Annotated in this window: 7 protein-coding genes; 1 reads left to right on the forward strand and 6 read right to left on the reverse strand. The window is 62.0% G+C overall.

The window, feature by feature from the left end; translation table 11 throughout:
• A partial coding sequence (locus tag ENZ75_RS15300) for a leucyl aminopeptidase family protein (protein WP_128278167.1) occupies nt 1-896 on the reverse strand: 896 nt, incomplete at its 3' end.
• A gap of 116 nt (nt 897-1,012) precedes the next feature.
• Here ENZ75_RS15300 and ENZ75_RS15305 point away from each other — a divergent pair.
• On the forward strand, nt 1,013-1,834 hold the full coding sequence (locus ENZ75_RS15305; RefSeq protein WP_013533677.1) for a tetratricopeptide repeat protein: 822 nt from the start codon (nt 1,013-1,015) through the stop codon (nt 1,832-1,834).
• Between the two features lie 90 nt (nt 1,835-1,924).
• Here ENZ75_RS15305 and ENZ75_RS15310 read toward each other — a convergent pair whose 3' ends face one another.
• The 5 genes from ENZ75_RS15310 to ENZ75_RS15330 all read right to left on the reverse strand — a co-directional run.
• Nucleotides 1,925-2,947 carry a type II secretion system F family protein gene (locus ENZ75_RS15310; RefSeq protein WP_013533678.1) on the reverse strand — a complete coding sequence of 341 codons (1,023 nt, stop codon included), beginning with the start codon at nt 2,945-2,947 and terminating at the stop codon, nt 1,925-1,927.
• 9 nt (nt 2,948-2,956) lie between these two features.
• Complete coding sequence (locus ENZ75_RS15315; protein ID WP_013533679.1) at nt 2,957-3,970, reverse strand: type II secretion system F family protein; 1,014 nt, start codon at nt 3,968-3,970, stop codon at nt 2,957-2,959.
• 29 nt (nt 3,971-3,999) lie between these two features.
• Nucleotides 4,000-5,499 (reverse strand): CpaF family protein, encoded by a 1,500-nt coding sequence (locus ENZ75_RS15320; RefSeq protein ID WP_013533680.1) that lies wholly within the window; start codon nt 5,497-5,499, stop codon nt 4,000-4,002.
• A 29-nt stretch (nt 5,500-5,528) separates the two neighbouring features.
• Nucleotides 5,529-6,818, reverse strand: a complete 1,290-nt coding sequence (locus ENZ75_RS15325; RefSeq protein WP_013533681.1) for a CpaE family protein — start codon at nt 6,816-6,818, stop codon at nt 5,529-5,531.
• A 38-nt stretch (nt 6,819-6,856) separates the two neighbouring features.
• A partial coding sequence (locus ENZ75_RS15330; protein ID WP_164887835.1) for a CpaD family pilus assembly lipoprotein occupies nt 6,857-7,130 on the reverse strand: 274 nt, incomplete at its 5' end.

Genomic DNA, 7,130 nt, shown 5'->3' on the forward strand with positions numbered 1-7,130 from the left:
TCGACAGTGATGCGCGTGCGGCTCATCAGCACGTCGCCAGGCCGGAAGGCGGTGCCGGCAATCGAATTTTCCACCGCGGGAATGAGCACGCGCAGCCGCACATTCAGCCCGGCAGCCATGATCATCGAGGCGAGGCCAAGGACATTGGCGGCACCGCCCATGTCCTTCTTCATCAGCAGCATGCCGGACGATGGCTTGATGTCGAGGCCGCCCGTGTCGAAGCAGACGCCCTTGCCGACCAGCGTCACCTTCGGTGCGTCTTGCTGTCCCCATCGCATGTCGATCAAGCGCGGTGCGCTGGTCGACGCACGGCCGACCGCATGGATCATCGGGAAGTTCCGGTCGAGGAGATCGTCACCCTTGATCACCGAGACTTCGGCCTTGTGCCTGGCGGCCAGGGTCCGCACCGCCTGCTCCAAATCTTCCGGACCCATATCGCTGGTCGGCGTGTTGACCAGATCGCGTGTCAGGAAGACGCCATCGACAATGCGGCGAACGCGCCCGGCATCGACGTCGGCCGGCAGGCCGAAGCGCAGCGCCCTGCCTGGCTTCTTGCCGTAGCGGGTGAAGACATAACCGCCGAGCAGCAGCGCGATCGCCGCGAGTTCGGCCTCGGCCGGCGCCAAGGCGAAATGCCAGTCGCCTTCCGGCAAGGCTTTCGACAATGCGCCGAGGGCAAGCGCGCCTTCGCCATCGCCGATACCGAACAAGGCGCCGCCGAGCGCCCCGTTTTCGCCGGGCACGACCAGTGTCCTGCCTGCCTCGCCGGAAAAGCCGTTGGCCCTGGCCCAGGCGATGGCGGCCGGCGCAAGACCGGCCGCGTCCAGACCGTCCCTGGCGACCAGATGGACCGGCAACGCGCCCGGCAATGTCTTCCCGACGAGTTCGACAGGCATGCGATGTTCTCCGTGTGAGTCGCCGTTCTTAACCGTCCGTTAGGGTTAACAGAATATTTCTGCGAGAGGGAAGACGGCCACGCAATGGCCGCGCATGAATGGAGGCTTAGGGTGCCATGCCGACCAACCGCAGGATCAATATCAGGGGAAAACGGCTCATCACCATGGCTCTTGTGCTGGCGCTGACGGCGGGCGTCGCCGGTTGCGGAACCGACAAGCTCTCCACCGGCTCTATCGCACGCACCAGCGGCAAACCGCTTGAAAGCATGTCGGCCGGCGAACTGCACAATGCCACCGGCGCACTTGGCCAATCCTACGCGAAGAACCCCAACGACAAGCGGATAGCGACGAACTATGCGGCGGCGTTGCAGATGGATGGCGACGCCGACCAGTCGCTGGCCGTGATGCGCAAACTCGCCATCGCTTTGCCCAAGGATCGTGACGTGCTTGCCTCCTACGGCAAGGCGCTGGCCGCCAATGGCCAGTTCGAGGCGGCGCTCGACGCCGTGCGCCGCGCTCAGACACCGGAATATCCCGACTGGAGGCTGGTGTCGGCGGAAGCGGCCATTCTCGACCAGACCGGCCAGAAGGACGATGCGCGCCAGCTTTACCGCAAGGCGCTCGACCTCAAGCCGAACGAGCCTTCCGTGCTCTCCAATCTTGGCATGTCGTATGTGCTGGAAGGTGATCTGCGCACCGCCGAAACCTATATGCGCTCGGCCGCGCAACAGCCGAATGCGGACAGCCGGGTCCGCCAGAACCTGGCGCTGGTCGTCGGCCTGCAAGGCCGGTTCGACGAGGCCGAGAAGATCGCCTCACAGGAACTGTCGCCCGAACAGGCGCAGGCAAATGTCGCCTATCTCAGGCAGATGCTGGCCCAACAGAACGCCTGGAGCCAGCTCAAGGACCAGGACAAGCCGAAATCCGCAACCAACTGAGACCACAATTCCGATGCCCCAACGAAGAGGCCGCGTTGCATGCAGCGCGGCCTCTTCGTTTGAAGTGTACTGCAGGAATTTGCCTTGCCGCTACTGGGCGTTTGTTGCCGGCGCCGCATGATCGCCGAAGATACCGCGTTGGCTGACCTGAATGCCGGCGGGACCCAGGATGATGGCGAAAAGCACCGGCAGGAAAAACAGGATCATCGGCACGGTAAGTTTTGGCGGCAGGGCGGCCGCCTTCTTCTCGGCCGCATTCATGCGCATGTCGCGGCTTTCGGCGGCAAGCACGCGCAGTGCATGCGCCACCGGCGTGCCGTAACGCTCGGCCTGGACGAGCGCCTGCGACACCGACTTGACCGAATCCAGGCCGGTGCGGCTTGCCAGGTTCTCGTAGGCCTGCTTGCGCTCCGGCAGATAGGAAAGCTCGGCATTGGTGAGGATGAACTCTTCCGCCAGCGCCACCGATTGCGCGCCGATCTCGTCGGCGACCTTGCGCAATGCTGCTTCCACCGACATGCCCGATTCGACGCAGATCAGCATCAGATCGAGCCCATCCGGCCATGCCATCTGGATCGACTGCTTGCGCTTGGTGGCGCGGTTGTTGACGTAGATGACCGGCGCGTAGAAGCCGCCGTAAGCAACGAGGATGCAGACGAACAGCCTGATGACCAATGGCTTGTCGGGCAGTCCTCCGAGCACGAAGATGTAGATTGCGGCCAGCGCGAAACCGACAAAAGGAAGCACGAGACGAAAGAAAAGAAACCGCGTCAGCGGATTCTGTCCACGAAAACCGGCCACCTTGAGTTTCTGCAAGGTGCCTTCATCGGCGAGCGCGCGTCTCAGATCCAGCCGGTCGACGATGTTGCGCATGCCGATCGACTGTTCCTCACGCAAGCCCTTGCGACGGCGGTCGGCCTCGACCGCAAGCCGGGCGCGCTGTTGCGCACGCAGTTCGTCGCGCTCCAGCGCAACGGATTTCATGCGTGACTTGAGCTGGTTTCCGCCAAACGCCGGCAGCAAGGTGAAGACGGTCGCAAACACCGCTATCGCGACCAGCATCGCGATCAGGAAGCTCGGATCCGTCAGGGTCTTGATGACTTGCTCGGTCATGCCAGCATCCTAGACTTCGAAGTTCATCATCTTGCGCATCACCAGGATGCCGATCGACATCCAGACCGCAGAGCAACCAAGGATCAGGTTTCCGACGCTGGTGTTGAAGAGCGGCATCAGGTAGGCCGGGCTCGACAGGTAGACGAGAAAGGCGACGATGAAGGGCAGCGCACCGATGATCGCGGCGGATGCCTTCGCTTCCATCGACAGCGCCGCGACCTTGGCTTTCATCTTCTTGCGATCGCGAAGCACGCGCGAAAGATTGCCCAGCGCCTCGGAGAGATTCCCGCCGGCTTGCGATTGAATCTGGATAACGATGCCGAAGAAGCTTGCCTCGGTGCAAGGCATGGTTTCGGGCATGCGCAAGGTCGCGTCGGGGATAGAGAGGCCCATCTGCTGTGAATCGACGATGCGGCGAAACTCGGTCTTCACGGGTTCGGGCGATTCGTTGGCGATCAGGCGCACGGCATCGTTCAGCGGCAGGCCGGATTTGACCGCGCGCACGATGATGTCGAGCGCGTTTGGAAATTCGTTGAGGAATGCCTTGACCCGGCGGGCGCGGCGAAACGTGACGAACCAGCGCGGCAGGCCCAGCCCCCCGGCCAGCAGCACGCCCGGCAAGGCGATCAGCGGGGCTCCGGCCACGAAAGCGGCCATCGTCAAAACGATGCCGCATATTGCGGAATATATATAGAAACGCTCGATGGTGGTCTTGAGGCCGGCCTGACGAAGCTGGGCTTTCAGCGGCGGCTTCTTGACGCGGCTGTCCTTGGTTTTCTGCTTGGCGTCGAGTTCGTTGAGAGAATCCTGAACCGATTTGCGCCGCTTGGCGGCTTCCGCCACGCGGTCGCGCGAGGCCTTGACGACGGAGCGATCCGTCTCGGCGGTCCTGATTGTTTCGAGCCGCTTGCCGACCTGTTTCTCGTTGCTGATCCGGGTGAACAGAAATGCATAAGCGACGGCGCCGGCGCTGAAGCCGGCGAGCACGACAAACGCCAGTACTGTGCCGTCAATTCCAAACATTGGCCCGAACCCTTACACCCCAGCAGACGTCAGTCAGCGCGTTTCTCCATCGCCTCGAGCGCAATGGCGAGACGCTGCTCCTCGCCGTAATAGCGTGCACGCTCCCAGAAATGCGGACGGCCGATGCCGGTCGATACGTGCTCACCCAACAGCCGGCCGTTGGCGTCCTCACCCTTGATGTTGTAGAGGACGATATCCTGCGTGATGATAACGTCGCCTTCCATCCCGATCACCTCGGTGATGTGGGTGATGCGGCGCGATCCGTCGCGCAGGCGCGCTGCCTGGATGATCACGTCGATGGAGCCGACGACGATTTCGCGCACTGTCTTCTGCGGCAGCGAATAACCACCCATGGCAATCATGGATTCAATGCGGTTCAGGCATTCGCGCGGGCTGTTCGAGTGGATCGTTCCCATCGAGCCGTCATGGCCGGTGTTCATCGCCTGCAGAAGATCGAACACTTCGGGTCCGCGCACTTCGCCGACGATGATGCGCTCGGGCCGCATGCGCAGGCAGTTCTTGACCAGGTCGCGCATCGTCACCTCACCCTCACCCTCCAGATTGGGCGGGCGGGTTTCGAGGCGCACCACATGCGGCTGCTGCAATTGCAGCTCGGCCGAGTCTTCGCAGGTGATGACGCGCTCCTCGCGGTCGATATAGTTGGTCAGGCAATTGAGCAGCGTGGTCTTGCCCGAACCGGTACCGCCCGAGATCACGATGTTGCAGCGAACACGGCTGATGATCTTGAGAACTTCGGCGCCCTGCGGCGAGATGGCGCCGAACTTGACCAGTTGGTCGAGCGTCAGCTTGTCCTTCTTGAATTTGCGGATGGTGAGCGTGGCGCCGTCGATGGAGAGCGGCGGCGCGATGACGTTGACGCGCGAGCCATCGGGGAGGCGCGCGTCGCAGATCGGGCTGGATTCGTCGACGCGGCGGCCAACCTGGCTGACGATGCGCTGGCAGATGTTGAGGAGCTGCTGGTTGTCCCGAAAGCGGATGCCGGTCTGTTCGACCTTGCCGTTGACCTCGATGTAGACGTTCCTGGAGCCGTTGACCATGATGTCGGCGATGTCGTCGCGGGCGAGCAGCGGCTCGAGCGGCCCATAGCCGAGCACGTCGTTGCAGATGTCCTCGAGCAGCTCTTCCTGCTCGGCGATCGTCATTGCGAAGTTCTTGATCGCGATGATGTCGTTGACGATATCGCGGATTTCCTCGCGCGCACTTTCAGGATCAAGCTTGGAAAGCTGCGACAGATCTATGGTGTCGATGAGTGCGGAGAAGACCTGGCTCTTGGTATCGTAATAGGTTTCGCTTTTTTCGCGCTGTGCCCGCTTCGGCTCAGGCGCCAATGGCGGTGCCTCGACCGCACGGCGCGCCGGCGGCGCGACAGGCGCGCTTGGCGCCGCGGGCCGTGTCAGAACCGCCGTGTCCACGGAACCTGCAGCCGGTGGCGCAACAGGCGCCGGTGCTGGCTGGCGAAATTCCGGCGTGAACCGGTTGCCGTCGTCGCTGCCTCTTTTACCAAACATGATCGACTACCGATTCCACTGCTGAAGCGTCACTTCTTGTTGCGCGAGAGCTTGCCGAGCAGGCTGCCGAGCCCGGCCTTCTTCCTGATCTTGATTTCGCTGCGCCCGGTCAGCACATGCGCCATTTCGTTGATCATTGCGACGATCGGGTTCTTGGCATCCATTTCGCCAAGCATGCGTCCGTTGTTGGCGGCATTGCCGAACAGCAAGGGATCAAAAGCAATGACCGACATTGGCGACAGACCGAGCGGCTCGGCGAAATCGGCCGGCGAAATCTCCGGGCGTTTCGGGACGCCGGCCTGGTTGATGATCAGCTTGGGCGGCGGATCATTGGGACGAAGCCGCTTGAGCATATCGATGAGGTTCTTGGTGTTGCGCAGATTGGCAAGTTCCGGTGTCGCGGTGATGACGATCTCGTCGGCCTTGACCAAGGTGTTCTTGGTCCAGCCCGTCCAGGCATGGGGGACGTCGAGCACCAGAAGCGGCACGCTGCGCTGGGCGGTGTCGATGAGCTGAACGAAGGCCTCTGGATCGAAATCATAGACCCGTTCGAGCGTCGAAGGCGCCGCCAGCAGCGACAGATGCTCGGCGCACTGGGTCAGCAGCCGGTCGAGATAGACTTCATCGATGCGTTCCGGTGAAAACACCGCCTCGGCGATGCCTTGCGCCGGATCCTGGTCGAAATTGATGTTGGCGGTGCCGAAAGCCAGATCGAGATCGGCGACGACCACTTCGGATTTGAACAGGGAGGACATCGCCCAAGCCACATTGTGGGCGATCGTCGAGGAGCCGACACCGCCCTTGGCGCCGACGAAGGCGATCGAGCGGCCGAGCGGCTCGGCTTCCGGATCGATGAAAATCGACGACACCACGCTGACGATGTCGGCCATCGAGACCGGAGCGATCACATATTCGGAAATGCCGTTGCGGATGAGTTCCCGGTAGAGGCCGACATCATTGTAGTGGCCGATCACCACCACCTTCGACGTCGGATCGCAATATTCCGAAAGCTGGGCGAGTTGTTCCAGCAATTGCTTGGGCTCGCTGCGCGATTCCAGCAGGATCAGATTGGGCGTCGGCGCCGATTGGTAGAATTCGATGGCAGTGGGAACACCGCCCATGTGGACCTTGAGATGCGCCTTCGTCATGCGACGGTCCTCGCCGGCGCGCTCGACCGGGTTGGCAACACCCTCGGTCTCGCAGAATGCCTGGATCGAGATGCGCGGGATCGGCCGCAACGCCTGCATCGCGGCGATGTCCTGCTGCGAGGTATCGCTGCCGTCCACCGGGGCGTCGTAGGCAAGGTTGCTCATCGTCATGCTCTCTCCCGTGGCCTGTTCTATCCGAGATTTGCGGCTCAGTACGTCACTTCCGAATTGCCGAGGAACTCTTCCGAAATGCCTCTCTTTTGGTAAACATCGATGGCTTGGCTACGATTTGCCGGATCAATATTGGCAGATTTACGCGGGCCGAGCAGGTCGGCGGGATTGGCCATCTGGGCGGCAAGATTGTTCTGATAGGAGCAGCCGAAGTCGGCATAGTGCTTGTTCTCCGATGTCTCCATAAGATCTTCGGGCCAGCGGCCGCACTTATCGGTCTGGGCTTTCACCGAGATATAAGCAACGCGAATC

The sequence above is a fragment of the Mesorhizobium sp. M7A.F.Ca.CA.002.04.1.1 genome, from assembly GCF_004022805.1.
GTDB classification, from domain to species: Bacteria; Pseudomonadota; Alphaproteobacteria; order Rhizobiales; family Rhizobiaceae; genus Mesorhizobium; species Mesorhizobium ciceri.

Excerpts from the sequence above, each read along its gene's own strand:
- ENZ75_RS15305 (WP_013533677.1), top strand. The coding sequence starts at position 1,013 with ATGCCGACCAACCGCAGGATCAATATCAGGGGAAAACGGCTCATCACC.
- ENZ75_RS15310 (WP_013533678.1), bottom strand. The coding sequence starts at position 2,947 with ATGACCGAGCAAGTCATCAAGACCCTGACGGATCCGAGCTTCCTGATC.
- ENZ75_RS15315 (WP_013533679.1), bottom strand. The coding sequence starts at position 3,970 with ATGTTTGGAATTGACGGCACAGTACTGGCGTTTGTCGTGCTCGCCGGC.
- ENZ75_RS15320 (WP_013533680.1), bottom strand. The coding sequence starts at position 5,499 with ATGTTTGGTAAAAGAGGCAGCGACGACGGCAACCGGTTCACGCCGGAA.
- ENZ75_RS15325 (WP_013533681.1), bottom strand. The coding sequence starts at position 6,818 with ATGACGATGAGCAACCTTGCCTACGACGCCCCGGTGGACGGCAGCGAT.